The organism is Thioalkalicoccus limnaeus (assembly GCF_041197575.1).
In the GTDB taxonomy this organism is placed as follows: Bacteria; Pseudomonadota; Gammaproteobacteria; order Chromatiales; family Chromatiaceae; genus Thioalkalicoccus; species Thioalkalicoccus limnaeus.
Genome location: NZ_JBDKXB010000018.1, coordinates 14072 through 37309, shown reverse-complemented (window position 1 = coordinate 37309; position 23238 = coordinate 14072). Strand labels below are relative to the sequence as shown.

At 63.3% G+C, this 23238-nt stretch carries 21 protein-coding genes and 1 tRNA gene; 14 read left to right on the top strand and 8 right to left on the bottom strand.

Translation table 11 applies throughout. The annotated features are described in order from the left end of the window. Positions 1 to 150 precede the first annotated feature (150 nt). The 3 genes from ABC977_RS12835 (at position 151) to ABC977_RS12825 (ending at position 3093) form a co-directional block, all read left to right on the top strand. Entirely contained in the window at positions 151 to 1242 is a 1092-nt protein-coding gene (locus tag ABC977_RS12835) for a Re/Si-specific NAD(P)(+) transhydrogenase subunit alpha (protein ID WP_369667660.1), read from the top strand. Between the two features lie 93 nt (positions 1243 to 1335). Continuing rightward, positions 1336 to 1623 (top strand): proton-translocating transhydrogenase family protein, encoded by a 288-nt coding sequence (locus tag ABC977_RS12830; protein ID WP_369667659.1) that lies wholly within the window; start codon positions 1336 to 1338, stop codon positions 1621 to 1623. Between the two features lie 72 nt (positions 1624 to 1695). After that, entirely contained in the window at positions 1696 to 3093 is a 1398-nt protein-coding gene (locus tag ABC977_RS12825) for an NAD(P)(+) transhydrogenase (Re/Si-specific) subunit beta (RefSeq protein ID WP_369667658.1), read from the top strand. Positions 3094 to 3129: 36 nt separating this feature from the next. Here the strand turns inward: ABC977_RS12825 and ABC977_RS12820 are convergent, their stop codons facing one another. The 3 genes from ABC977_RS12820 to ABC977_RS12810 all read right to left on the bottom strand — a co-directional run bounded on the left by ABC977_RS12820 (position 3130) and on the right by ABC977_RS12810 (position 5748). Further along, on the bottom strand, positions 3130 to 3936 hold the full coding sequence (locus tag ABC977_RS12820; protein ID WP_369667657.1) for a M48 family metallopeptidase: 807 nt from the start codon (positions 3934 to 3936) through the stop codon (positions 3130 to 3132). A gap of 109 nt (positions 3937 to 4045) precedes the next feature. Continuing rightward, a complete protein-coding gene (locus ABC977_RS12815) occupies positions 4046 to 4666 on the bottom strand; it encodes a hypothetical protein (protein ID WP_369667656.1) in 621 nt (206 codons plus the stop codon). A 113-nt stretch (positions 4667 to 4779) separates the two neighbouring features. Beyond that, the gene (locus ABC977_RS12810; RefSeq protein ID WP_369667655.1) at positions 4780 to 5748 is read right to left on the bottom strand and encodes a hypothetical protein; all 969 of its coding nucleotides are present in this window, start codon (positions 5746 to 5748) and stop codon (positions 4780 to 4782) included. Between the two features lie 231 nt (positions 5749 to 5979). Here ABC977_RS12810 and ABC977_RS12805 point away from each other — a divergent pair, with 231 nt between their 5' ends. The 4 genes from ABC977_RS12805 to pap all read left to right on the top strand — a co-directional run bounded on the left by ABC977_RS12805 (position 5980) and on the right by pap (position 10330). After that, positions 5980 to 6471: a YbaK/EbsC family protein gene (locus ABC977_RS12805; protein ID WP_369667654.1), complete on the top strand. Its 492-nt coding sequence runs from the start codon at positions 5980 to 5982 to the stop codon at positions 6469 to 6471. Next, positions 6468 to 8030: an ArnT family glycosyltransferase gene (locus tag ABC977_RS12800; protein WP_369667653.1), complete on the top strand. Its 1563-nt coding sequence runs from the start codon at positions 6468 to 6470 to the stop codon at positions 8028 to 8030. The genes ABC977_RS12805 and ABC977_RS12800 overlap by 4 nt, the downstream gene beginning before the upstream one ends. Before the next feature lie 309 nt (positions 8031 to 8339). Continuing rightward, a complete protein-coding gene (locus ABC977_RS12795) occupies positions 8340 to 8690 on the top strand; it encodes an acyl-CoA thioesterase (RefSeq protein ID WP_369667688.1) in 351 nt (116 codons plus the stop codon). Between the two features lie 50 nt (positions 8691 to 8740). Continuing rightward, positions 8741 to 10330 carry a polyphosphate:AMP phosphotransferase gene (gene pap, locus ABC977_RS12790; protein WP_369667652.1) on the top strand — a complete coding sequence of 530 codons (1590 nt, stop codon included), beginning with the start codon at positions 8741 to 8743 and terminating at the stop codon, positions 10328 to 10330. 114 nt (positions 10331 to 10444) lie between these two features. Here pap and ABC977_RS12785 read toward each other — a convergent pair whose 3' ends face one another. Next, positions 10445 to 11065, bottom strand: a complete 621-nt coding sequence (locus ABC977_RS12785; protein ID WP_369667651.1) for a response regulator transcription factor — start codon at positions 11063 to 11065, stop codon at positions 10445 to 10447. Next, entirely contained in the window at positions 11062 to 13635 is a 2574-nt protein-coding gene (locus ABC977_RS12780) for a sensor histidine kinase (RefSeq protein ID WP_369667650.1), read from the bottom strand. Before ABC977_RS12780 ends, ABC977_RS12785 begins: the two co-directional genes overlap by 4 nt. 30 nt (positions 13636 to 13665) lie before the next feature. Between ABC977_RS12780 and ABC977_RS12775 the strand changes: the two genes are divergently transcribed. Beyond that, positions 13666 to 14187, top strand: coding sequence for an RDD family protein (locus tag ABC977_RS12775; RefSeq protein ID WP_369667649.1), 522 nt, complete (start codon positions 13666 to 13668; stop codon positions 14185 to 14187). Here the strand turns inward: ABC977_RS12775 and lptG are convergent. Next, positions 14131 to 15195, bottom strand: coding sequence for an LPS export ABC transporter permease LptG (lptG, locus tag ABC977_RS12770; RefSeq protein WP_369667648.1), 1065 nt, complete (start codon positions 15193 to 15195; stop codon positions 14131 to 14133). The two genes, ABC977_RS12775 and lptG, sit on opposite strands and share 57 nt — an antisense overlap. 284 nt (positions 15196 to 15479) lie before the next feature. On the opposite strand from lptG, the gene ABC977_RS12765 reads away from it, so the two are divergent. After that, the gene (locus ABC977_RS12765) at positions 15480 to 16994 is read left to right on the top strand and encodes a leucyl aminopeptidase (protein WP_369667647.1); all 1515 of its coding nucleotides are present in this window, start codon (positions 15480 to 15482) and stop codon (positions 16992 to 16994) included. Further along, a complete protein-coding gene (locus ABC977_RS12760; protein WP_369667646.1) occupies positions 16991 to 17422 on the top strand; it encodes a DNA polymerase III subunit chi in 432 nt (143 codons plus the stop codon). Before ABC977_RS12765 ends, ABC977_RS12760 begins: the two co-directional genes overlap by 4 nt. Before the next feature lie 264 nt (positions 17423 to 17686). Here the strand turns inward: ABC977_RS12760 and ABC977_RS12755 are convergent. Both ABC977_RS12755 and ABC977_RS12750 read right to left on the bottom strand, forming a co-directional pair. Then, positions 17687 to 17763, bottom strand: a tRNA-Pro gene (locus tag ABC977_RS12755). 45 nt (positions 17764 to 17808) lie between these two features. Beyond that, the gene (locus ABC977_RS12750) at positions 17809 to 18777 is read right to left on the bottom strand and encodes a polyprenyl synthetase family protein (protein WP_369667645.1); all 969 of its coding nucleotides are present in this window, start codon (positions 18775 to 18777) and stop codon (positions 17809 to 17811) included. A gap of 236 nt (positions 18778 to 19013) precedes the next feature. Here ABC977_RS12750 and aroA point away from each other — a divergent pair, with 236 nt between their 5' ends. From aroA to ihfB, 4 genes are all read left to right on the top strand, one after another. After that, positions 19014 to 20327, top strand: coding sequence for a 3-phosphoshikimate 1-carboxyvinyltransferase (aroA, locus tag ABC977_RS12745; protein WP_369667687.1), 1314 nt, complete (start codon positions 19014 to 19016; stop codon positions 20325 to 20327). A gap of 1 nt (position 20328) precedes the next feature. Then, positions 20329 to 21012, top strand: a complete 684-nt coding sequence (gene cmk / locus ABC977_RS12740) for a (d)CMP kinase (RefSeq protein ID WP_369667644.1) — start codon at positions 20329 to 20331, stop codon at positions 21010 to 21012. 103 nt (positions 21013 to 21115) lie between these two features. Further along, entirely contained in the window at positions 21116 to 22798 is a 1683-nt protein-coding gene (gene rpsA / locus ABC977_RS12735) for a 30S ribosomal protein S1 (RefSeq protein WP_369667643.1), read from the top strand. Between the two features lie 81 nt (positions 22799 to 22879). After that, positions 22880 to 23230 (top strand): integration host factor subunit beta, encoded by a 351-nt coding sequence (gene ihfB, locus ABC977_RS12730; protein WP_369667642.1) that lies wholly within the window; start codon positions 22880 to 22882, stop codon positions 23228 to 23230. The last annotated feature ends 8 nt before the right edge of the window (positions 23231 to 23238 follow it).

Below are 23238 nucleotides of genomic sequence, written 5' to 3'. Positions count from 1 at the left end.
TGTCCTTTTCGACGATGCATGCGCTCACGGAGCGGGCGCCGGCCGAGGGACCTTTATCTTGAGATCGGAGGGGTGACGTCTCATAATGGTGCGGTTTTTTTGGCCGCGTTTGCGGTTTGCACCAGTTGTGATCACTAAGGTTAGTCAGCTATGAAGATCGGGGTACCGAGAGAAACGCAAACGGGCGAGGCACGGGTGGCCTCGACCCCCGATGTCGTACAAAAGCTCGTCGCGAGGGGTTTCCGCGTTCTGGTCGAAGAGGGTGCCGGAGCGCGTGCGCATTTCACCGACGACGCCTATCGCCAGGTTGGCGCGGAGATCGGCGACCGGGCCGCGGCCTATGATGCCGATATCCTGCTCAAGGTACGCCGGCCGGATGCCGCGGATGTCGCTGCGATGCGCCCAGGCGGCCTCTACATTGGCTTGATGGAGACCTGTTCCGACGACGAGATCCTCGCCGCGATGCGGGCGAAAGGCATGCGCGTGCTGGTCATGGAACGGATGCCGCGGATCTCGCGCGCGCAGTCGATGGATGTCTTGTCATCGCAGGCGAACATTGCCGGCTATCGTGCTGTGATCGAAGCGGCCGCGCGATATGGACGTTTCGTGCCGATGATGATGACCTCGGCGGGCTCGGCGAAGCCAGCGCGGTTGATCGTGCTCGGGGTCGGCGTCGCGGGCCTTCAGGCGATCGCGACGGCAAGAAGGCTCGGTGCCGATGTCTATGCTTACGACGTGCGTCCCGAGACCAAGGAACAGATCCGCTCGCTCGGGGCCAAGCCGATCGAGCTCGATCTCGGTGAGAGTGGGGCCGGCGAGGGCGGTTACGCGAAGGAACTGTCGGCGGAGGCCAAAGCTCGGCAGCAGGCGGCGCTGGCGGACGAGCTGGCCAAGGCCAGCATCATCATCACGACGGCGCTGATCCCATGTCGACCAGCCCCAACCTTGATCACCGAGGCGGTCGTCGAACGGATGCGCCCCGGTTCGGTGATCGTCGATCTGGCCGCGGCGAATGGTGGCAATTGTCCGCTGACGCAGCCCGACGAGATCGTCGAACGGCATGGTGTCATCCTGATCGGTCATACGAATTTGCCCTCGTTGATGCCGTCGGACGCGAGCGCCTTCTACGCCCGTAACCTGTTCAATCTTCTCGAGATCATGATCGATAGGTCAGATGCCGGGCCATCGCTCAAGGATCTGTCTGCCGACGAAATCACGCGCGCGATGTTGGTCGAACTGTGACCGGGATCCGCACGAGTTCCGGTGGTGGGGGCCGAGTCCTGTCGGATCACCCCGCGCCGGGCCGCTATCTGGAATCGATTCGGAGTCTTCTCCATGTCTGAAACATTGGTCGCTGTCTATGTCTTCGTCCTGGCCTGCTTCATCGGCTATTGGGTGGTTTGGGGCGTCACGCCGGCGTTGCACACGCCGTTGGTGGCCTTGACGAACGCGATCTCCGGAATCGTGATCGTCGGTGCACTCCTCGTCGCCGGCCTGAAGGAGGCTCAGGTTCTGGCCGACGGGATCGGCTTCGTCGCGGTTCTGTTGGCGTCGATCAACGTCTTCGGCGGCTTTCTCGTCGTTCACCGGATGTTATCGATGTTCAAGAAGAAGGCGAAGTAACAGCGCCTTGTCATCACGCGAAACCTTCAGGCCATCACGGGCCTCGCAGCCCGGTCAGCAGCAGGACAATTCATGGAGCTCTCAGCGAATTCCCAGGCCGTCGCCTACCTGATCTCGGCGGTCCTCTTCATATTGGCCCTCAAGGGCTTGACGCACCCATCCACGGCACGGCGGGGGAACCAGTACGGTATTCTCGGCATGACGATCGCCATCGTCGCGACCTTGGCCGGTAGCGAGGTGCAGACCTATGGCCTGATCGTGATCGGTGTCGCGATCGGCGCCGTCATCGGCATCATCGTCGCGATGCGGATTCAGATGGCCGCGATGCCGCAACTGGTAGCGGCCTTGCACAGTTTCGTCGGCATGGCGGCGGTACTGGTCGCGATCGGTACCTTCATCAACCGACAGGCCGCCGATACGCTGCATGCGATGCTGATGGCCGAGCTGTCGGCCGGTATCGTTATCGGCGCGATCACCTTTACCGGTTCCGTGGTGGCCTTTGCGAAGCTTCAAGGGCTGGTCAGCGGCAAACCGGTTCGCTTCACCGGCCAGCACCAGCTCAATGCGGCGATGGGCATCGCGACCATCCTGCTTGCGGTCCATTTTGCGATGACCGGTAGCGTCGTGTCGCTGACGCTGATGACGATCTTGGCCTTCATCCTCGGTGCGACCCTGATCATCCCGATCGGCGGCGCCGACATGCCGGTCGTGATTTCGATGCTCAATAGCTACTCCGGCTGGGCCGCTGCCGCAACCGGGTTCGTGCTTGGAAACAACCTGCTGATCATCGTCGGCGCACTGGTTGGGTGTTCCGGTGCGATCTTGTCGTACATCATGTGTCGGGCGATGAATCGGTCGATCTTCAATGTCGTCTTCGGCGGCTTCGGCACCGATGGCGGGGAACCGAGTGCCGAGGGACAGGCCGCGGAAAAGGGGATCAAGTCGCTGTCCGTCGAGGATGCCGTCTACTGGATGGAAGACGCTGGCAAGATCATCATCATCCCCGGTTACGGTATGGCCGTCGCGCAGGCCCAGCATGCGTTGAAGGAATTGATGGAGTTGCTCGAGGCGCGCGGGGTCGAGGTTTCTTTCGCGATCCATCCGGTCGCGGGCCGGATGCCCGGCCATATGAACGTGCTGTTGGCCGAGGCCGACATCCCGTACGATCGGGTCTTCGAAATGGATGAGATCAACCCGGAGTTTCAGAATACCGATATCGCGCTTGTCGTCGGCGCCAACGATGTCGTGAATCCGGCGGCGAAGGACGACAAGACGAGCCCGATCTATGGGATGCCGATCATCGAGGCGAACCGGGCGCGCCAGGTCTATTTCCTCAAGCGCTCGATGCGCCCAGGTTATTCTGGTGTCGACAACCTATTGTTCTATCAAGATAATACCTCGCTGATCTTTGGCGATGCGAAGGACACGATCGAGGGCATGGTCAGCGCGCTGAAAGGCACCGGTCATTGATCGGGCGCCCGGCTGAGGCGATTTCTGTGAAATCGCCTAGCGCCGGGCGCGAGCCATCTCGTATTCGGTCAGTGCACGCGGCATCAGACGCTCGAGGTTGGCGATACGGCGTTCGTCAAGTGGGTGGGTGCTCAGGTATTCGAGCGTGCGCCCCGGTCGTTCCCGGTTGTGGTCCTGAAAACGCCGCCAGAAGGCCAATGCCTCGCGCGGATCATAGCCGGCACGGGCCATGTACAGCAGGCCCAGCTCGTCGGCCTCGAATTCCTGGGTGCGCGAATAAGGCAGCAGAACGCCAACCTGTGCGCCGACGCCGTAGGCCTGCATGACGAGGTCGCGCGTCGCCCCCGGCTGCGAGCCGAGTGCCGTCGAGAGCGCGATGCCGCCCATCTGCACGAGCAGTCCTTGAGAGAGACGCTCGGCGCCGTGTCGGGCGGAGATATGACCGATTTCGTGAGCGATCACCGTTGCCAGCCCGGCTTCGTTTTTCGTGATCGGCAGGATGCCGGAATAGATGCCAACCTTTCCACCGGGCAGCGCAAAGGCGTTGGGGGTGTCTGGTACATCGAACAGCACGAATTCCCAACGAGCTTCGGGCATCGGCACGACAGCGGCGATGCGTTGTCCGACACGGCGAACCATCTCGGTCTGGGCTCGATCCCGTGAGACAGGGGTCTCCCGTTTGATCTGGTCGAAGGTCTGAAGTCCGAGCTGGGCCTCCTGCGCCGGACTGATCAGCAACAGTTGCGAGCGACCGGTTTCGGAGACGGTGGCGCAGCCTGGCAGCAGGGCGCCGGTCAGTGGCAGCGCGGCGCCGGCGAGCAAGATCGATCGTCTATTTACCAACTTGTGTGCACTCCAGAATATGGCCTGGGGATCAATGTAACCTTGACCGCGTGCTGTCCCGCAAGATCCGGCAGCGTGTCACGCGCGACGCGAAACCCGACGTGTCGTGTCAAGCCTGCCCTTCGTTGATCTCGGCATCCCGCTCCTTAGTGCGACGCCCCCTCGTCGGGCCGGCAATCGAGGGTTTGGCCGAGACGGTGATCGCCTCGACCGGTTTCTCCTGGCTGCCAACTAGCTTGTTGCGCGTCCAACGCTCCTGGCGCGTGCGCGCGCCGTAGCCGAGCAGCAGCCCTCCGGCGGCGGTCAAGGTCAAGAGACCGATGGTGACGAATTGCGTCATCAAGAGCATGACCCCGACGACCCCGCCGACGACGGCGCCGCCCTTGAGCATGGTGCCGCTCGAGGCCCGTGATCGCGCCTTGGTGATCTGGCGTTCCGTGGTCCGAACGGCCTGCGCCTTTTCTTTCTCGAGTTTCGTCCTGAACGCCTCGCGTTCACGATAATGGCGGTCCTTGAGATGGGATTCGGCCTTGCGTCGGTGACCTTCGGCCAAGGATGTGAACCACAAGGCCACCAAGATCCCGATCGCGCCGCCGAGGCTTGCGAACAACCACCAGGTCTCTTCGAGATTGGTCTGCTGCGCGGTGTAGACGAGCAACACGGTGATGGCCTGAAGAAGCAGGATGCCGACCAGAAACTTGACGAGACTGGGGATGCTGAAACGGAACATATCGGCCTCTAGGTTTGGACAATCGCGCGACCAGTGCGGCATCAAGAACCCACGATCGCCAATGATACCGGGTTGTGCCTGGGTCGTGCTGACGTCCAGCGGACGAGCCCGGGTCAAGGTGGTGTCGGGGGCGTCGCGGATAACGCGGTGGGGCCTGGTCTCGGGACGTCGTCGGCGCTGGCAATGTCGGTGGCCGGGCGCATCCAATGAATCCAGTTCTTCGGTGCGGCCACCCTCGTGTCGACGGCCGACAGGGCCGCGAGGCGCTCGCTGATTGCCATGAGGCTGCTGGCCTGGCCTTGTTGATCGCCGTCGATCAGGCGATCATAGGCATCGACGATCGGGTACAGCTGCTCGATGCCAACCCCGGAGAGGTCGACGATCAAACGCGGGTGGTCTGATCGGCCTGGCACCAGGCGTGGCTCGAGACTCGAAACGAGAAAGGGGCCGGGCCGGTCTTGAATGAGTTCGGCGAGCGTCGGCTGGCCGCTGTGACGAAGGTGGGAGACGACATCGCGCCGCATGGTTGCCGCCAATTCCGCGCCGGTCGCAAGGCTCGATGACGGGGACGATCGCCGTGGCTCCGCGGGAACCAGGAAGACGTGGGCCGAACGGTTCAGGTCCGGCGCTCCCTGATCCGGTGCCAGGATGTAGCCCTCGATGACGCGCAGCAACTCCTGGTAACGTCGCAGCTCGGATTCGGCCAGCGCGGGGAAAGCGGCCCCGAACAGGACGAAGGTATAGACGCCATACCCGGCGATGCCCTCGCGATGCAGCCGACCCGGATCCGAGGCCGTCGCCACCGGCGCCGTCGCGCCACGGGTCGGGAAGTAGGCCATCGCGTAGAGCTGCGTCGGCCGGACGACCCGGCCTGGTTCGGTGTCGCGATCTGCCGGCCTGGTCTCCGGCGCCCGTTGCTTGATCGATTCGGTCGCGGCTGGGCCGCCAGCGTCTTGGTCGTCTCGCGATGGCGCCGATCCACAGCCGGCCATTCCGACGGCGGCCACGGCAAGTCCCGTCAGCAGCCAGCGGCCAAGGGCCGTCGACCCGCGTGCGAGGCAGAGGTTCTCGATTGAGATCATGGCGCAATGAAACAGGCCCTTCTCGGCGGCTAATCCCGCCGGGTCGGCCGGAAGAAAGAGCCCGTGCAATCGAGATCACGATAGATGTTAAAACCTTCGTGCGCAAGCCTCGCTGGTGAAGCCGGTTGCCGATGCTGTGGCACCGCCGACCACCAGTCCATTATGCCTGGGCGGGCGGCGCGAATCGACGAAGCGATGCGATCCCTGATCGCGGGGGCAATGGGCAATCGGATGGGTAGGATCAGAGAGCCGGTGACCCCGGCGGTGCGCGCGCTGCGCGCCGCGGGCGTCCACTTCGAAGGGTACTCTTATCGGTATATCGATGGTGGTGGTACCGGGCAGGTGGCGCGGGAACTCGGTATCGATGAACACCTCGTGATCAAGACCCTGATCATGGAAGACGATCGGGCGCACCCGATGGTCGTGCTGATGCATGGTGACCAGCAGGTCTCGACACAGCGGCTGGCCCGTGGCATCGATGCCCGTTGGGTAACCCTCTGCACACCCGAGGTCGCGCAACGCCATTCGGGCTACCAGGTCGGCGGCACCTCGCCTTTCGGGCTTCGCCGCACGATGCCCGTCTATGCGCAACGGAGCATCGCGGCGCTCGAGCGGTTCTATATCAACGGGGGCAAACGCGGCTTCATTCTTTGCTTGCCCACGGCCGAGGCCCTTGCCGTGCTCGCGGCGACGCCGCTCGAGATGGCCCAGCCGTCTCGATGAGCCCGTCAGCGCCTCCGGTCGCGTCCCGGTCGACGATCCTACTCATCGTCGGCCTGCTGGCCTATTTCTCGCTGTTCGGCGTGGTGCGGGTCCTGGTTTCGGATGCGTTGGAACTGGACGAGGCGGAGCAGATCCTGCTTGCTCAATGGTGGCTTTGGGGCTACTCGGACCAGCCACCCTTGTACACCTGGCTCCAGGCGGCGCTCAGCCGATGGCTCGGGGATCAGTTCATCGCCTCGGTCGTGCTTCGCCAAGGCCTCCTTTTGGCGACCTACGTTTTTGTCTACCTCGCAGCCCGGAAATTACTTCCATCGAGCCAATTCGCCATCGCCGCGACCTTGGCGCTCATGCTGATCCCGCAGATCCTGTGGGAGAACCAGCGCGAGCACACGCACTCGTTGTTGGTGTTGGCCTTGTCTGCGGCGACCCTGTATCAGGTCTTTCGCCTGCTCGAACGGCCGACTCTCGCCGGATACCTCGTCGCCGGGATCTTCGTAGGTCTTGGGCTGTTGGCCAAGTACAACTATCTGATCTTCATCGCCGCTCTGCTCGTGGCCCTGATGACTCTGCCGGCGGGTCGACGGCTCCTTGTCGATGCCCGCACGATCGCGGCACTGGTCCTGGTCTTGGCGGTGACCTCGCCTCATTGGCTATGGCTTTGGGAGCACATGGCGGTCGGTTCATCGCTCCTTGCCAAGGTGACCGCGGACCCAGCCGAGACCAGCCTCGCTACTGGCACGTTCGCGCTCGTGAGCACGGCCATCCTGTTCGTGACGCCCTTGTGGCTGATCTTCGTGGTCTCCTTCTGGCGTGCATTGCCAGAGAGGCGTGCGCAGGATCGTCCCGCGCCGCTCGTCAGTCTCCTGAATCGCTACCTGCTCGTGGTTGGCCTTCTGCTGCTTTGGATCGTATGGATGGGCGACGTCCACCAGGTCAAGGAGCGGTGGTTGCAGCCCCTTCTGTTCGTGGTGCCTCTGTGGTTGTTCGCCCAGCTCGATCCAGCCCGAGTGCCACGCCAGCGGGTGAAGGTCTTCTCCAGTCTCGCCATCGCAGCGGGGCTGCTGGCGCTGCTGGTCTTTGGGGCGCGCGTGCCCCTGGCCGGCTGGACCGGGGATTATGGTCGCCTCCACCTTCCGGTCGCGGACTTGGCGGAGGAGATCGCCGCTCGCGGATTCGACGGCCAGCTGATCGTCACCGACCACTACCACTTAGCCGGTTCGTTGCGGTCGCACCTTCCAGACCGGATGCTGTATGGGCCGCGCGACGGCTACCATCTGCCTCGGCCGGCCGATCTGGCGATCGGTGGTGCTGTGCTTCTTGTCTGGGATGCGGCTCGGCAACAGGGTATCCCGATGCCGCTCGAACGCATCGCGCAGGATGCTGGATGGGTCCTCGACGAGCGGATGCCATCGTTCATCGAAGCCCCTTATCGGTATTCGAGCCACCTTCGATATCGGCTGGCTGTGCTGGAGGTGCCGGTGAACCAATCGAGTTCAGACCAAGGCCAAGATCGAGGCGCGGGTCACGGAGCGCTTGGCCCACGAGCAGGCCGGCCATGACGAAAAGCTCGCCGCGCGCGCCGCGAAGGCCACCGCCACCGGCGACCTTGTCCCGGAGTCGGCTTTTGTTGGAACATGCCCGCTCAAGCGGCAGCGGGAACTCCTCCGGTGCTGCTGGGATGGCAGGAGGAGTTCGCCATTTTCTCGGAACCCAAAAGGAGGGTCGCAAGATGACAGGCCAGATCCCCTGGTCTTACGGTGAGCCCCGGTCGCTCGCCCAGGTGGCCGTGAGGTGCGGTCGTGAATGAGCCGCCGGTGGCTGAGGCGCCGGATCCGCGGGCATGGCACCTGGCGATTCGGGTCGTTGCGATGCCAGCGGATACGAATGCTTATGGCGACATCTTCGGGGGTTGGCTGATGTCCCAGGCCGATATCGCTGGGAGCACGGTCGCGATCCAGGTGGCAAAGGGTCGCGTGGCCACGGTCGCGGTCAAGGAATTCCGATTCGTCGCGCCTGTCCTGGTCGGTGACCTGGTGAATCTTTATGCGCGGCTCGTACGCATCGGCCGCACGTCGATTTCGGTTGAAGTCGAGGCGTGGGCTCAGCGGGAGCCGGATCCCGCGAGTCGGCATCGGGTCGCGACCTCGGTGCTGACCTATGTCGCGGTGGGCCCGGACGGCCGGCCCTGTCCGGTGGCAGAGGTTGCGGCCGTCATTTGAATGAGCGTCAAGCCGCCGAGGTAGGGCGCGACATCCCACGGGGTTTCAACATGTTCGAAGGCAGCAAGATCGGTCGCTTCGTCTCGAAGGAGGACTACCGTCGAGAGCAGAGCGACCTGCGGACCGAGCTGTTGGTTGTCCAGCGCGAGCTGCGGCAGAACAAGATCCCGGTCATGATCCTTCTTGCCGGCATCGAAGGGGCTGGCAAGGGTGAGGTTACGAACCGACTGAATCTGTGGCTCGATACGAGGCATGTGCAGACCCATGCATTCTGGGACGAGACGGACGAAGAGCGGGCACGTCCGCGCTACTGGCGGTTCTGGCGGGTGGTGCCGGCACGCGGCGAGATGGCGATCCTGTTCGGCGCTTGGTACCAGGATCCGATCGAACAACGATTCAGGGGGCTTTGCACGGATGCCGAGCTCGATATGGAGCTTGCCCGCATCGTCGATTTCGAGCGCATGCTGGTCCAGGACGGCGCGCTGATCGTCAAGTTCTGGTTTCACATGGCCGAGGCCGATCAGAAGGCACGGCTGAAGGCCTTGTCGCGCGATGATCGGAGCCGCTGGAAGATGCTGCCGGACAAGGCGAAATTCTCGCAGCACTACCAGGAGTTCGAACGGATTGGCGAGCGCGTGATCCTCCATACCGATCGGGGCATTTCCCCGTGGTTTCTCGTCGAAGCCACCGACCGCCGCTATCGCGACCTGACCGTTGGCAAGACCTTGCTGGAGGCGATCAGAACACGGCTCGACCAGACCGACGCGATGGAACCGTCGGCGAGCGGTCGAGTCCTCGGTCTTCCGGACGTCGCGACGGCACAGGTGACGCTGATCGATCAGCTCGACATGACATTGGCGCTGCCGCAGGCGGAGTATCGCAGCGAACTGAAACGTCTTCAGGCCGACCTCAACGAACTGGCTTGGCAGGCCTACAAAGCCAAGCGCTCGACCGTGCTCGTCTTCGAGGGGCTGGATGCGGCTGGCAAGGGTGGTGCGATTCGACGGATCACCGGAGCCATCGATGCCCGGCTGTTTCGAACCATTCCGATCGCGGCACCGACGGATGAGGAGACGGCTCACCACTATCTCTGGCGCTTCTGGCGCCAGATCCCGCGGGCCGGCTATATCACGATCTACGACCGGTCCTGGTATGGACGCGTTCTCGTCGAACGAGTCGAGGATGGGTTGGCCTCCGACGCCGAGTGGCGGCGCGCCTATACCGAGATCAACCTGTTCGAGGAGCAGCTCGCCGAACATGGGATCATCCTGGTCAAGTTCTGGCTGCAGGTCAGTCAGGACGAGCAATTGCGGCGTTTCGAGGAGCGTGAGCGCGTCCCCTACAAACGCTACAAGATCAACGCCGAAGACTGGCGAAACCGCGAGAGATGGCCGCTCTATAAGCCGGCGATCAATGAAATGGTGACGCGTACCAGCACGGAGTTCGCCAGCTGGAACCTGATCGAGGCGAACGACAAGTGCTACGCGCGGATCAAGGTGCTGCGCCTTTTGTGCGAACAGATCAAGAAGGGTCTCGAGCAGGGGCCGGTGTCGGTTCGAGCGACGTGCGGCGCGAGGCGAATCGACAGCAAGTCGGGCAATGGTCGCGCTGCGACGGAACCCGAACCGCCGGGTGCCTGATGTAGGTCGTGAATCGGGACCCGGTGATCTTGTGCACCGCGTAAGGCGCTGTTCAGACGCCGCAACAGGGCCTATTGGGCTGGCCGATGCGCTGGTTGGTCGGCCCTAGCCCCCTCAGTCGGTGGCATCCGCGACGACCAGGGCCATCCGGACCAGATCGGCAAGTGATCGAGCTTGCATCTTGTCCATGACGCGGGCACGGTGCGCCTCGACCGTCTTCGCGCTCACCCCGAGGGTGGCCGCGATCTCCTTGTTCGATTTTCCGTCGGTCACCAGGTTCATGACCTCGTGTTCGCGCGGCGTCAGTTGACCCAGTCGAGTGGCGATCTCGGCGCGTCGCAGACGTTGCGCGCGTTGCGTCGCATCATAGTCCAGGCCGCGTCGGATGCTGTTGATCAATGCCTCGTCATTGAAGGGCTTTTCGATGAAGTCGAGCGCGCCGGCCTTCATCGCGCGGACCGCCATCGCGATGTCGCCGTGCCCGGTGATGATGATCACCGGCAAGGTTATGTCGGCACGGGCCAGATACCCCTGGAGTTCCAGTCCGCTCATGCCCGGCATGCGCACATCCAACAGCAGGCAGCCCGTACCTCCTTCCGGAACGTAGGATGCGAGGAACGCGCGGGCCGAATCGTAGGTGCGCACGCGCAGGCCGACGGATTCGATCAACCATTTCAGAGAACTGCGCATGGCTTCGTCGTCATCGACGACGAAGACCGTAGGTTGAGGCGTCATGTTGCGTTGTCCGTGATGGATTCGGTTCGCGCCGATCTGAGCGGCAAGGTAACGTGGAACCTCGTGGTCTCGCCCGGAGACGATTCGACCCAGATGCGCCCCTGGTGATCCGCGACGATGGTTTGACTGATGGCCAACCCCATCCCCATCCCCGAGTCTTTCGTCGTGAAGAAGGGTTCGAACAGGTGTGCCATCTGCGCGGGCTCGATACCGGGGCCATTGTCCTCGATCACGCACTCGGCGTCATCGTGGGCGGCCCGCGTTCGAATCGTCAGACGGCGATCGTCGTTGGGTGTGTCCGATAAGGCGTCGAGCGCATTGCGAATCAGATTGAGCAGAACCTGTTCGATCTGCACCAGGTCGACGCTGATCGGGACGGGGGCCGTGGCCAGGTCCAGATGGATGGTCACATCGGCCCGATTCGCCTCGAACTCGACGAAGCTGCATACCTCGCGGATCAGGTGATTGAGATCCGCATCCGCCCGGATCGGGGGTTGTTTACCGACCAGCGCGCGCAGTCGGCGTATGATCTCGCTGGCGCGCTGAGCCTGGTTCGCGATTTGACCCATCACCTGTACCAGTTGGTCTGGGTCGATGTTGGGGCCCTGGAGACGACGGCTGGCCCCGTTGGCGAAATTGACGATGGCCGACAGAGGCTGGTTCAATTCGTGGGCCATGCCGGTGGCGACCTCGCCGAGCGTACTCAACCGGCTCACATGAACCAGTTCTGCTTGGTGTTGCCGTGCCTCCTGTTCGGCGCGACGGACGGCCGTGATGTCGCGTGCGTAGATGTTGACATAGCCCAGATCCGAAATCGGTGTGAGCAGCAAGGCGAAGGTTCGGTCGGCGGCGATGGTTTCCTTCTCGCGAGTCTGGCCATCGATGAGGGCATCGGCGACTTCCTGCAGCCATTCGGATGGCAGATGGCCGTTCGCATCGCTGTCCCAAGCCTTTAGCAGATCACGGCTGGCGCGATTGGCATAGACGATTCGTCCGCGCCGAGTGACACGCAAGACAGGACTGGGGCTCTCGCTCGCGAATCGCGCGAGACTCTTGATCTCGCGCTCCGCCTCGCGCCGTTTCGTGATGTCATGCATGTACAGCGTATAGAAGGACTGGTCGTCGACATCGATGGGCACGATCGACAGCTCGACCGGCATCGTCGACCCATCACCGCGCAAGGCCGCGAGCTCGCCGCGGACATGCGGTTCGCGGCCCTCGCGTTGGGCCAGGCGTGATCGGGCCAGCAATCGTTCGAAACGAGGGCGTTCCGAGGCTGGCAGCGCCCGCGCGGCGAACAGCCGCCCTAGCGCCTCGTTCCGGCGCAGCCCCAAGGCCGATTCGGCGGTCGGATTGAATTCGATGATTCGCCCCCGGCCATCGATGGTCACGATCGAGTCGAGCGAGGCTTCCATGATCGCGGCCTTGAGTGCCTCCGTCTCCCGCATCTCGTTCTCGTAGTGACGGCTCAACTCCTGTCGGGCCTTGAGAACCAACTGCGTGAAATCCCGAATCCACTCCTCGAGCAACAAGAGTTGATTGACGCCGCGCCGAAAGCGCGGCTGTTCGATCCCGAGGGCACGGTGTGCGAATCGCGACATCCGGGTCAGTATCCGGTTCAGTCGGGCCGAGACGAGATAGATGATCAACGAATAGAACAGGATGAAAACCAACGCCGCAAGCGCCCGTTGGCGCCACTCGAAGCTGCGAACATGGCGCGACATGCGGTCGACGCTGGCATGGGGGACGAAGGTCGCGAGGTGCAGGTCCAGATGTTCGTAATGGGGGAGCGACAAGGAGGTGACGACATGGTCGTCTTCCCAGTCGGTGACCAGGGTCCCCGGGGTCAGGGAATCTGGATCGATACTCGACAGGATCCGCTGTTCGGTGCGATCGATCAGGGCCACCGCGACGCGCTGCAAAGCCAGACCCTGCTGTGAGGCGGCCAGGAAAGCCGCGTCGATCGGCACCAAGACCACCAGATAGCCCATCGGATAGCCCGCGGAATCCTCGATGCGGTCGCCGATCGCGAGGTAGACCCCGTTCGTTTCGGTCGACAGGATCGTTGTGGCGCCACCGGGCTTGGTCAAGGCACTGCGAATCTCGGGCGAGAGTTCAATCAGTGGCAAACCCTCATCGTCCTGGTAGATTTCCCGGACCTGGCCGTTCCCATCCAACAGCAGCACATGGCTCGGTGCGGGCAAACCGTAGCGATCGAAGATATCGGGTAGCCACACCGGCTGGAACCGATCGTAGACCGTCGGGACGACGTTGTCGTCCGGTTGCCAGATGACTGGATCCAGGTACTCGGCGAGACGTCGGTGGTTGGCGAGCAACCTCGTGGTCGCGGCATAATTGGCGATGTATCGATCGAACCGCACCAGACTCTCGCGCGACCTGAGCTCGAGCTGCACGTGCAGCTCGGAGGTGAAGATCTTGGTCACGGCCCGGCCCTGTATCAGATCGAGCGCGGCCCACAGTACGACGCCGGCGAGCAAGCCGACGAGGATCGCCAGGACCGGCATCGGCACGAACCGCAGGATCTTTATGAAGGATTGCTTGTTAGTCACTGACTTAACGACAACGAAGGTACTTCCCCGATGACCGTCGATATCACCCAGGTCTGCGCTCCCGGTCTGCTGCGGCGACTTGCCGCGATACTATACGACGCTGCGCTCTTGATCGGTGTCTTGATGGTCGCGGTGGCGCTGCTCGTCATTCCATACTCGTTTCTGATCGGTCATCCTTTCCCGCACGAAGACCCGGTGCACCGCTCGGGGTTGCAAGGGTATCTGCTATTGGTCATCGGCAGCTTCTTTACGTTCTTCTGGGTCCGCGGCGGTCAGACCCTCGGGATGCGGGCCTGGCGGATATGCGTACTTCGGGACGACGGGGAGGCCCTGACATGGCGCGATGCCTGGCGGCGCTTCTTCAGCGCGATCCTGGCGTTGGCCCCGCTCGGCCTCGGGCTCTTCTGGGCGTTGTTTGATCGAGAAGGTTTGGCCTGGCACGACCGGTTGTCGAACACCCGATTGGTGATGCTGGCCAAGCCGCAGCGACGAAGATCAGCCGATTCGCCGCAGGAGCCAGAAGGCGCTCAGCAGGAACAGGAGCGGCGGTAATACCGCCGCAAGCATCGGGTCGAGATGGAAGACCAGGGACAGGTAGACGAGGGTGCGGCTGAAGATGTAGAAGAGCACACCGATCACGATGCCAGCCACGATTTGCGGCCCGAGGCCAGGGGTCCGTGCCGAGCCAACGAGGATCGGGATTGCCACGAGGATCATCGCGAGGATCAGGACTGGATACGCGATTTTGGCCCAGAGTGCGATCTGGTAGGCGCGGGCATCCTGCTCTGTCGTGTCCAAGTACCGGATGTACCTGTAGAGATCCCACACTGGTAGGGCCTGCGGCTCGACGACGATGACCTCGAGCAGGCGCGGATCGAGCAATGAATCCCAGCGCGCCAAGTCGATCCGCTCGACCTGGACGCCCTCCGGCGAGACATGACTGCGGGCAATCTCTTCCAAAGTCCAATGGCCACCGCTGAAGCGGGCCTCGCGCGCGTGCGTCGCCAGCGTCAAGGCTTGGTCTGGTGCCAGCTCGTAGATATGGATGTCTCGCAGATGGCCGCCGCTCACAACCTCGCGGATGTTGACGAACGCGAGCCCGTCGCGCGCCCAAACGCCTGAAGGCGTGCGCTGCATGACATGGCCCGTCAGGGCTTGCGTGCGCATCTGCAGGGCCTGTTGTTGCGTGAAGGGTGCGACGACTTCCCCGATCGCGACCGCGACAAGCGTCAACAGGATGCCGCCCTGGATCGCCGCGAACACGATTCGGCCAATCGACAGACCAGCCGCACGCATCGCAACCAGTTCGGAACGCGCCGCCAGCGAGCCGAGACCGATCAAGGCCCCGATCAGGGTCGCGATCGGGAACACCTGATAGAGATAGCGCGGCATGTTGAGCGCGACATAGATCAGCGCGTCGACGAAGTGGTAATCCCGTTCGCCGATCTGATCGATCTCGTCGGCGAGGATGAAGAAGCCGATCAACGGCAGTAGCGCGGCCAGCGCCATGAACGTTCCGCCGATCACGGCGCCGGCAATATAGCGGTCGAGGATGCGCAAGACGGCGGTCCGACTGGTCCGAGATTGGGCGAGCGTGCGATCAGATGGTCCAATGGCCCGTGCGCGGCCGGGGAGCCGGGCCCGGTCGAGGCCGCGCCGACGTTCGGGGTCCAATTCGGTCGACAGCAACTCTTGTCGATCGATCCCGCGAGACTCGATCGAATCGCGGCGGGGCGCGCAACAACCGTTGAATCTTCGCGGTCCCGCCCTCTAATATGGTACACCAAGCTGCGTCTTGTGCGGGCGCAGCGACCCTTGCCTCTAGTTGCCATGCGGGAGTCGGGATGGAATATCGAGTGAAGACCGGGGTTCTGACGGAGCTCCGCACTGCTTGTCTCGTGATCGGCGTGTTCGAGCAGAACAGGCTCTCGGCACCGGCCGAGCTCGTCGATGAGGCGAGCGGTGGGCGTCTGCTGGAGATCCTGCGACGCGGCGATCTGAGCGGTGACCTGGGCGATTCCCTTCTTCTTTACGATCTGCCCGGCCTAGCGAGCGATCGTGTGCTCGTCGTCGGCTGCGGGAAGCGCAAGGAGTTCGATCGCACCAAGTATCGGCAAGTCGTGACGGCTGCGGCTCAGGCCCTGAATCGGCAACGCAGCACGGACGCCCTGTCGACCCTGTCGGAGCTGATCCCGCCAGGAATGGGTCGCTATCGGACCGTGCGCGATGCGGTAACCGCGACCGCCGCCGCCGTCTACCGCTACGACCGGACCAAAGAAGACAAGAAAGCGCCGAAGCATCCACTGAAACGCCTTGACATCTGGGTCGGCCCGGACGGCGATCCAGAAGAGGCTCGGCTTGCCGTCCGGCATGGCGAGGCGATCGCGCGGGGCACCGCATGGGCACGGGAATTGGGTAATCTGCCGGGGAACCTGTGTACTCCGACCTATCTCGCCGAACAGGCGCGGTGGCTCGAGGCCGACGCTCAGACCGAGCGTCTTCGGGTCGAGGTCCTCGAAGAGGCCGATATGGAGGCGCTCGGCATGGGGGCGCTGTTGTCGGTCTCGCGCGGGAGTCGGCAGCCGGCCAAATTGATCCTGATGCACTATCGGGGTGGCGGCGACGACCAATCGCCGGTCGTCTTCGTCGGTAAAGGCTTGACTTTCGATACCGGTGGCATCTCGTTGAAGCCGGCCGCCGATATGGACGAGATGAAATTCGATATGTGTGGCGCCGCCGGCGTCTTCGGCGCCGTCCGCGCGGCCGTCGATCTCGGTCTCCCATTGAACCTGATCGGGGTCGTGCCGGCTTCGGAGAATCTGCCCGACGGGGCCGCGAACAAGCCCGGCGATGTCGTGACGAGCCTGTCGGGTCAGACCATCGAGATATTGAATACCGACGCCGAGGGTCGGCTGATCCTCTGCGATGCCTTGACCTATTGCGAGCGCTTCAACCCGGACCTGGTCATCGACCTGGCTACCTTGACCGGTGCCTGTGTCGTTGCGTTGGGCAAGCACCCCGCCGGCCTTTTCACCAGCGACGATCGCCTGGCCGACGAGATCCTGCGGGCTGGTGAGGCCAGCGGCGACCGTGCCTGGCGTCTGCCTTTGTGGGATGATTATCAGACACAGATCGACAGCAACTTCGCGGACATGGCCAACGTCGGCGGGCGGGACGGTGGGGCCATCACGGCGGCCTGTTTTCTGTCGCGCTACACGAAGAAGTACCGGTGGGCGCATCTCGACATCGCCGGGATCGCGTGGCTCAGTGGAAAGGAGAAGGGCGCTACCGGGCGTCCGGTAGCCTTGCTGGCCGAGATTCTGCTGAGGCGCAGTGGGGTGCTGCCGCGCCCCGAATGACCCGCGTCACCTTCTATTTGCTCGCCGAAAGCGCCCCTGGTGATCGTTTCCAGTTGACCTGTCGCTTGGTCGAGCGGATCCATGCCGAGGGGTTGGGTGTCTATGTCCAGGTTGGGACGGATGACGAGGCGCGCCATCTCGACCGGCTGCTGTGGACCTTTCGTCAGCAGAGCTTCCTGCCGCACGGCGTCCAGGGGGAGGCCGACGCGGAGCTGACGCCGATCCTGATCGGTCGCGAGGAAATCCAGGTTCGCGATCGGCCGGTTCTGATCAATTTGACGAATGGGGTGCCTGCCGGCTTCGATCGTTTCGAGCGCCTTTGCGAGGTCGTCGATCACGAGCCAGAGCGCCGGGCCGCGGCCCGCGCGCGCTACCGACACTATCGCCAGCTCGGTCTGTCACCCGAGCACCACGAGATCCGGTTGTGATCGGCCGTCGCGTCTGTTTCGCATAGCCGGCGTGCGACGGCCGGAATAGCCGTTCGCAGCAGGAACGAATCCCGGCGCGAGCGGCCGATCGGCACGGCCCTCGCGTGCACGGCAGCGACAGCCGCATGATGATCGGTTACGCTCTTTCAGGGGCCGGATAAGGTCCGCGAGGCGGCGCGTGCTCTAGAAGGCGCCGAGTCACTACAGGGGCGCGTCGGCACCGGAGTGGAAATTGCCGAGTAGGGGATAACGCCCTGATGGGATTGGTCGGGGTGACTGGATTCGAACCAGCGACTTCTGCCTCCCGAAGACAGCGCTCTACCAAGCTGAGCTACACCCCGTTTACTGGCTGGCTGCGGCCGACCGGACCTCGTGACACTGCTGTGTCAATAGGTCCGGTGGACCGCGAAATCGGCGAGCTGCGCCAGCGCAGCGCGCTCCGCTGAAGCGGGCAGGGCGGTCAATGAAGCCTGCGCCGTTTCGGCGTATTTCCTTGCAAGCTCCACAGTGTAATCGATCGACTTCGTCGAAGCAATCGCTGCAGCGACAGCATCGATGTTTTCACGGCCGCCGCTTTCGATTGCCACGCGAAGCAGCTTGCGCTGTTCGTCGGTGCCGATCTCGATCGCGCGAATAATCGGCAAAGTCGGCTTTCCCTCGGCGAGGTCGTCACCGATGTTCTTGCCCAACTGCTCGTCGGATGCGTTGTAATCGAGGGCGTCGTCGACAAGCTGGAAGGCGATGCCGAGCGATTGCCCGTAAAGGGCCATCGCCTGTTCGGTCGGGGCCGGACTGTTCGCGAGAACAGCGCCGATCCGTGTTCCAGCCTCGAACAGAGTCGCGGTTTTGCGCCGAATGACCTCCATGTAACGGTCCTCGGTCGTATCCGGGTCGTGGCAGTTGAGAAGCTGCATGACCTCGCCTTCGGCGATCCGATTGGTGGCGTGCGACATCACGTCCATGATTCGCATGTTGTTGACTTCGACCATCATCTCGAAGGCGCGCGAATAGAGGAAATCGCCGACGAGGACGCTAGCCTCGTTACCCCAGACGGCGTTGGCGGTATCCCTGCTCCGGCGAAGATTCGAGCCGTCGACCACGTCGTCGTGCAGCAGGGTCGCCGTGTGGATGAACTCGACGACCGCAGCCATGTCGATGTGCTTGGCCTCGCTGTAGCCGCAGGCACGAGCCCCCAAGAGCACGGCGAGTGGCCGCAGCCGCTTGCCGCCGCTCGAAACGATATAGTGGCCGATCTGGTTGACGAGGACGACGTCGGATTCCAGCCGGCGCAGGATCAACCGGTCGACGGCTTGCAGATCGTCGACAACCGGTTGCCGAATTACCGATATCTCCATCACGTAGCCCATCCAGACGCCCAACAATAACCGGTGGATGCTAGGGGCGCTCCGTGGGGCTGTCAAGCGGCCGTGACAGAAGGCATCTGCGATCCCTGCGTCGGGCTCGGGCCTAGCGGTCGAGCTGCAAGCATCTGTTTACCTTGTCGCTATCGGCGGATAAAATGCTAGGTTAACTCTAAATCTCTGTCTTCGAGGGGCTGGTGCACGCGTCGAAATCACAACCGAAGTTCCTGATGGAACCGGGCGGGTGCTTGCGCGGGGTCATCCGCGTTCCGGGAGACAAGTCGATTTCGCACCGGGCGATCATGCTCGGTTCGCTGGCGGACGGGACGACGCAGGTGTCCGGATTCCTCGAAGGGCAGGACGCGCTGGCGACGCTGGCGGCCTTTCGCCGGATGGGTGTCGACATCGAGGGTCCGGCCGATGGACGCGTCGTCATCCATGGGGTCGGATTGCATGGCCTGCGTGCCCCGGACGGGCCGCTCGATATGGGCAATTCCGGCACCTCGATGCGGCTGCTGTGTGGGCTGCTCGCGGCGCAACCCTTCGCGACGACGCTGATCGGTGATGCCTCATTGGTGGCCAGGCCGATGCGCCGGGTCACGGAGCCGCTTGCACGAATGGGGGCGCGGATCGTGACGACCGGGCAGGGCACTGCACCTTTATCCATCGAGCCGGTGCCCGCGTTGCGGGGGATCGACTACCCGATGCCGATCGCGAGCGCCCAAGTCAAATCGAGCCTGTTGCTTGCCGGCCTGTTCGCCACCGGCCGCACCTGCGTCACGGAGCCGGCCCCGAGCCGCGATCATACCGAGCGCATGTTGGCGGCCTTCGGCTATCCGGTCGAGCGCGCGCAGGGTCGTGTTTGCGTGCACGGCGGCGGGCGACTGACCGGCTGCACCCTGGCCATCCCGGGAGATATCTCGTCGGCGGCCTTCTTCCTCGTCGGAGCCAGTATCGCTGCGGGTTCCGACCTGTTGCTCGAGCAGGTCGGCATGAATCCTACGCGCATCGGTGTCATCGAGATCCTGCGTGCGATGGGTGCCGATATCGCGATCCTCGATCCCCGGGATTGCGGTGGTGAACCGGTGGCCGACTTGCGGGTCCGCTCGGCCCCGTTGCGTGGGATCCGCATCCCCGAACCACTCGTGCCTTTGGCGATCGATGAGTTGCCCGCGGTCTTCATCGCCGCCGCCAGTGCCGAAGGAGAAACCTTGCTGACCGGTGCCGAGGAACTGCGGGTCAAGGAAAGCGATCGGATCCAGGTCATGGCCGACGGTCTGGCGGCGCTTGGCGTGCCGGTCGAGCCGCGTCCCGATGGCCTGTCGATCCAGGGTGGGGCTTGGGCGCAATCGGGGCTGGAGGGAGCGCGTGCGCCGGTGTCGATCGACAGCCATCATGACCATCGCGTTGCGATGTCGTTCGCGATCGCGGCACTGCGGGCGCCAGCCCCGATCGAGATTCGCGACTGTGCCAATGTCGCGACCTCCTTTCCGGATTTCGCCGCCCTGTCGGCGCGCGTCGGATTGCGTATTCGCGTGGTGTGACATGGTGCCCGTGATCGCAATCGATGGCCCATCGGGGAGCGGAAAAGGGACGATTGCGGCGCTGGTCGCCGAGCGGTTGGGTTGGCACTGTCTCGACAGCGGCGCCCTGTACAGGGTGTTGGGTCTGGCAGCCGAGCGGCGCCGGCTGGATCTGGATGATCCCCTCGTCTTGGTGGAACTGGCGGCGACCCTGCCGGTCGCGTTCGAGGCGCAGCGTGTCCTGCTCGATGGCGAGGATGTCACGAACCTGATTCGTACCGAGGCCGCCGGCTTGGCCGCGTCGCGGGTCGCGGTGCATCGCGGGGTTCGAGATGCACTGTTGGGCTGGCAGCGGCGCATGGCGCGGCCGCCGGGGCTGGTGGCCGATGGGCGGGACATGGGCACGGTGGTCTTTCCCGATGCGCCGCTGAAATGTTTCCTCGATGCGAGTCCCGAAGCGCGCGCGATGCGGCGATATAAACAGTTGAAAGAAAAGGGGTTGGATGCTAACCTGCCAACCCTGGTGGAGGAGATTCGGGCACGTGATCAGCGTGACCGGGAACGCGCGGCGGCCCCGTTGAGGGTAGCCGATGGGGCGCTCGTATTGGATACGACGGCCCTCTCCATCACACAGGTGCTCGACCAGGTCCTGGATGCGGCGAGGCGCGTATTCGGGGATCTGGTCCGTCAGCGCACGAGTCCCTGATGACTCGCAATGGTGGTCGGCCTCAGGGCCGGCCTGTTTTCCCTACAACCTCCTCGTTCCAGAAGGAGCGGGCCTACGCGCCGCGGCAGGAATATTGGATCTCATGAGCGAAAGCTTTGCTGAACTGTTTGAACAGAGTCTGAATACAACCCAGCTCCAGCCCGGGACCATCGTGACCGGACAGGTGGTGGAGATCACGAACGACTATGTCGTCGTCTATGCGGGCCTCAAGACCGAGGGCATCATCCCGAGAAACCAGTTCCTCACGGCGGACGGGCAACTGGAGGTTGCGATCGGCGACGATGTCCAGGTCGCGCTCGACGCGGTCGAGGATGGCACCGGTGTGACCCGCCTGTCGCGTGAGAAGGCCAAGCGCTTCGCGGCCTGGGATTATCTGGAAAAGGCTTTCGAGGCCGGGAACACCGTCAAGGGCCTGATCAACGGCAAGGTCAAGGGTGGCTTCACCGTCGAGTTGGGCAGCGTTCGCGCCTTCCTCCCCGGTTCGCTGGTCGATGTGCGCCCGGTGAGAGATACGACCTACCTGGAAGGCAAGGAGCAGGAGTTCAAGGTCATCAAGCTGGATCGGCGCCGCAACAACGTCGTGGTCTCGCGTCGTGCCGTCGTCGAGGAGGAGTACAGCGCCGAGCGCGACGCCTTGCTGAAGAACCTCGAAGAGGGCATGGAGCTTCAGGGTGTCGTCAAGAACCTGACCGACTATGGCGCCTTCCTGGATCTGGGTGGTATCGATGGTCTGCTGCACATCACCGATATGGCCTGGCGCCGCGTCAAGCATCCGTCCGAGGTCGTGCAGATCGGCGACGAGGTCATGGTCAAGGTCCTCAAGTTCGATCGCGAACGCCAGCGTGTCTCGCTCGGCCTGAAGCAGATGGGCGAGGATCCTTGGATCAATATCTCCCGCCGGTATCCGGAGGGCACGCGCATCTTCGGCAAGGTCACCAATATCGCTGACTATGGCTGCTTCGTCGAGATCGAGGAAGGGGTCGAAGGTCTCGTGCATGTCTCCGAGATGGACTGGACCAACAAGAACGTCCATCCGAGCAAGGTCGTCGCGGTCGGGGACGAGGTCGAGGTCATGGTGCTCGATATCGACGAGGATCGGCGGCGGATCTCGCTCGGCATCAAGCAATGCCAGTTGAATCCGTGGGAAGAGTTCGCCGCGACCCACAAGAAGGGCGACCATGTTGCCGGCGAGATCAAGTCGATCACCGATTTCGGCATCTTCATCGGGCTGGACGGCGGCATCGACGGTTTGGTTCATCTGTCCGACATCTCCTGGGACGAGGCGGGCGATCAGGCCTTGCGCCGTTACAAGAAAGGCGATCGTCTCGAGACGGTGGTCTTGTCGGTCGATCCGGAGCGCGAGCGCATCTCTCTCGGTGTCAAACAGCTGGACAAGGATCCGTTCTCGTCGTTCGTTGCCGCCCATGAGAAGGGCAGTGTCGTTCGCGGCACCATCACCGACGTCGATCCTAAGGGTGCCACCATTGCGTTGATCGACGGTGTCGAGGGCTATCTGCGAGCGTCGGAGATCTCGCGCGATCGGATAGAGGATGCCCGGGCGGTGCTAAAGGTCGGCGATGCACTGGAGGCCAAGTTCATCGGGGTCGACCGCAAGAACCGAACGATTTCGTTGTCGATCAAGGCCAAGGACGTCGAAGAGGAGCAGGCCGCGATCAAGGGCTACTCGCGCGATGCCGCGACCGGCACCGCGACAACCCTCGGCGATCTCCTCAAGGAGCAGATGGAAGAGGCTCGGCGCGACTGAGGATTCGCGGCGTAGATTTACAGCGTCTTCGAGGCCCGGTCCGCCGGGCCTCGAATCATGTTTTCAGTCGGAAGGAATGGCATGACGAAATCAGAGCTGATCGATCTGTTGGCCGCCGGCCAAAGCCATCTAGCTTACAAAGACATCGAACTCGCGGTGCGCTGTATTCTGGACCAGATGAGCAGCACGCTGGCGTCCGGTGACCGTATCGAGATTCGCGGATTCGGCAGCTTCTCGCTCCACTATCGGCCACCTCGGATCGGGCGTAACCCGAAGACGGGGGATGCGGTGGCCTTGGCTGGCAAGTACGTGCCGCACTTCAAACCAGGGAAGGAACTGCGCGACCGCGTCAATCATGCCTACCAGCAAGACTTGGAGGCCGCCGACCGGGCGGCTATCGAACGACCCAAGCGGGCCGTTGGAGCCCGTTGATCGCGCGT

Bases quoted from the DNA above. Each gene is read 5' to 3' on its own strand.
- ABC977_RS12835 (WP_369667660.1), top strand. From the start codon at position 151: ATGAAGATCGGGGTACCGAGAGAAACGCAAACGGGCGAGGCACGGGTG.
- ABC977_RS12830 (WP_369667659.1), top strand. From the start codon at position 1,336: ATGTCTGAAACATTGGTCGCTGTCTATGTCTTCGTCCTGGCCTGCTTC.
- ABC977_RS12825 (WP_369667658.1), top strand. From the start codon at position 1,696: ATGGAGCTCTCAGCGAATTCCCAGGCCGTCGCCTACCTGATCTCGGCG.
- ABC977_RS12815 (WP_369667656.1), bottom strand. From the start codon at position 4,666: ATGTTCCGTTTCAGCATCCCCAGTCTCGTCAAGTTTCTGGTCGGCATC.
- ABC977_RS12810 (WP_369667655.1), bottom strand. From the start codon at position 5,748: ATGATCTCAATCGAGAACCTCTGCCTCGCACGCGGGTCGACGGCCCTT.
- ABC977_RS12805 (WP_369667654.1), top strand. From the start codon at position 5,980: ATGGGTAGGATCAGAGAGCCGGTGACCCCGGCGGTGCGCGCGCTGCGC.
- ABC977_RS12800 (WP_369667653.1), top strand. From the start codon at position 6,468: ATGAGCCCGTCAGCGCCTCCGGTCGCGTCCCGGTCGACGATCCTACTC.
- ABC977_RS12795 (WP_369667688.1), top strand. From the start codon at position 8,340: ATGCCAGCGGATACGAATGCTTATGGCGACATCTTCGGGGGTTGGCTG.
- pap (WP_369667652.1), top strand. From the start codon at position 8,741: ATGTTCGAAGGCAGCAAGATCGGTCGCTTCGTCTCGAAGGAGGACTAC.
- ABC977_RS12785 (WP_369667651.1), bottom strand. From the start codon at position 11,065: ATGACGCCTCAACCTACGGTCTTCGTCGTCGATGACGACGAAGCCATG.
- ABC977_RS12775 (WP_369667649.1), top strand. From the start codon at position 13,666: ATGACCGTCGATATCACCCAGGTCTGCGCTCCCGGTCTGCTGCGGCGA.
- ABC977_RS12765 (WP_369667647.1), top strand. From the start codon at position 15,480: ATGGAATATCGAGTGAAGACCGGGGTTCTGACGGAGCTCCGCACTGCT.
- ABC977_RS12760 (WP_369667646.1), top strand. From the start codon at position 16,991: ATGACCCGCGTCACCTTCTATTTGCTCGCCGAAAGCGCCCCTGGTGAT.
- ABC977_RS12750 (WP_369667645.1), bottom strand. From the start codon at position 18,777: ATGGAGATATCGGTAATTCGGCAACCGGTTGTCGACGATCTGCAAGCC.
- aroA (WP_369667687.1), top strand. From the start codon at position 19,014: ATGGAACCGGGCGGGTGCTTGCGCGGGGTCATCCGCGTTCCGGGAGAC.
- cmk (WP_369667644.1), top strand. From the start codon at position 20,329: ATGGTGCCCGTGATCGCAATCGATGGCCCATCGGGGAGCGGAAAAGGG.
- rpsA (WP_369667643.1), top strand. From the start codon at position 21,116: ATGAGCGAAAGCTTTGCTGAACTGTTTGAACAGAGTCTGAATACAACC.
- ihfB (WP_369667642.1), top strand. From the start codon at position 22,880: ATGACGAAATCAGAGCTGATCGATCTGTTGGCCGCCGGCCAAAGCCAT.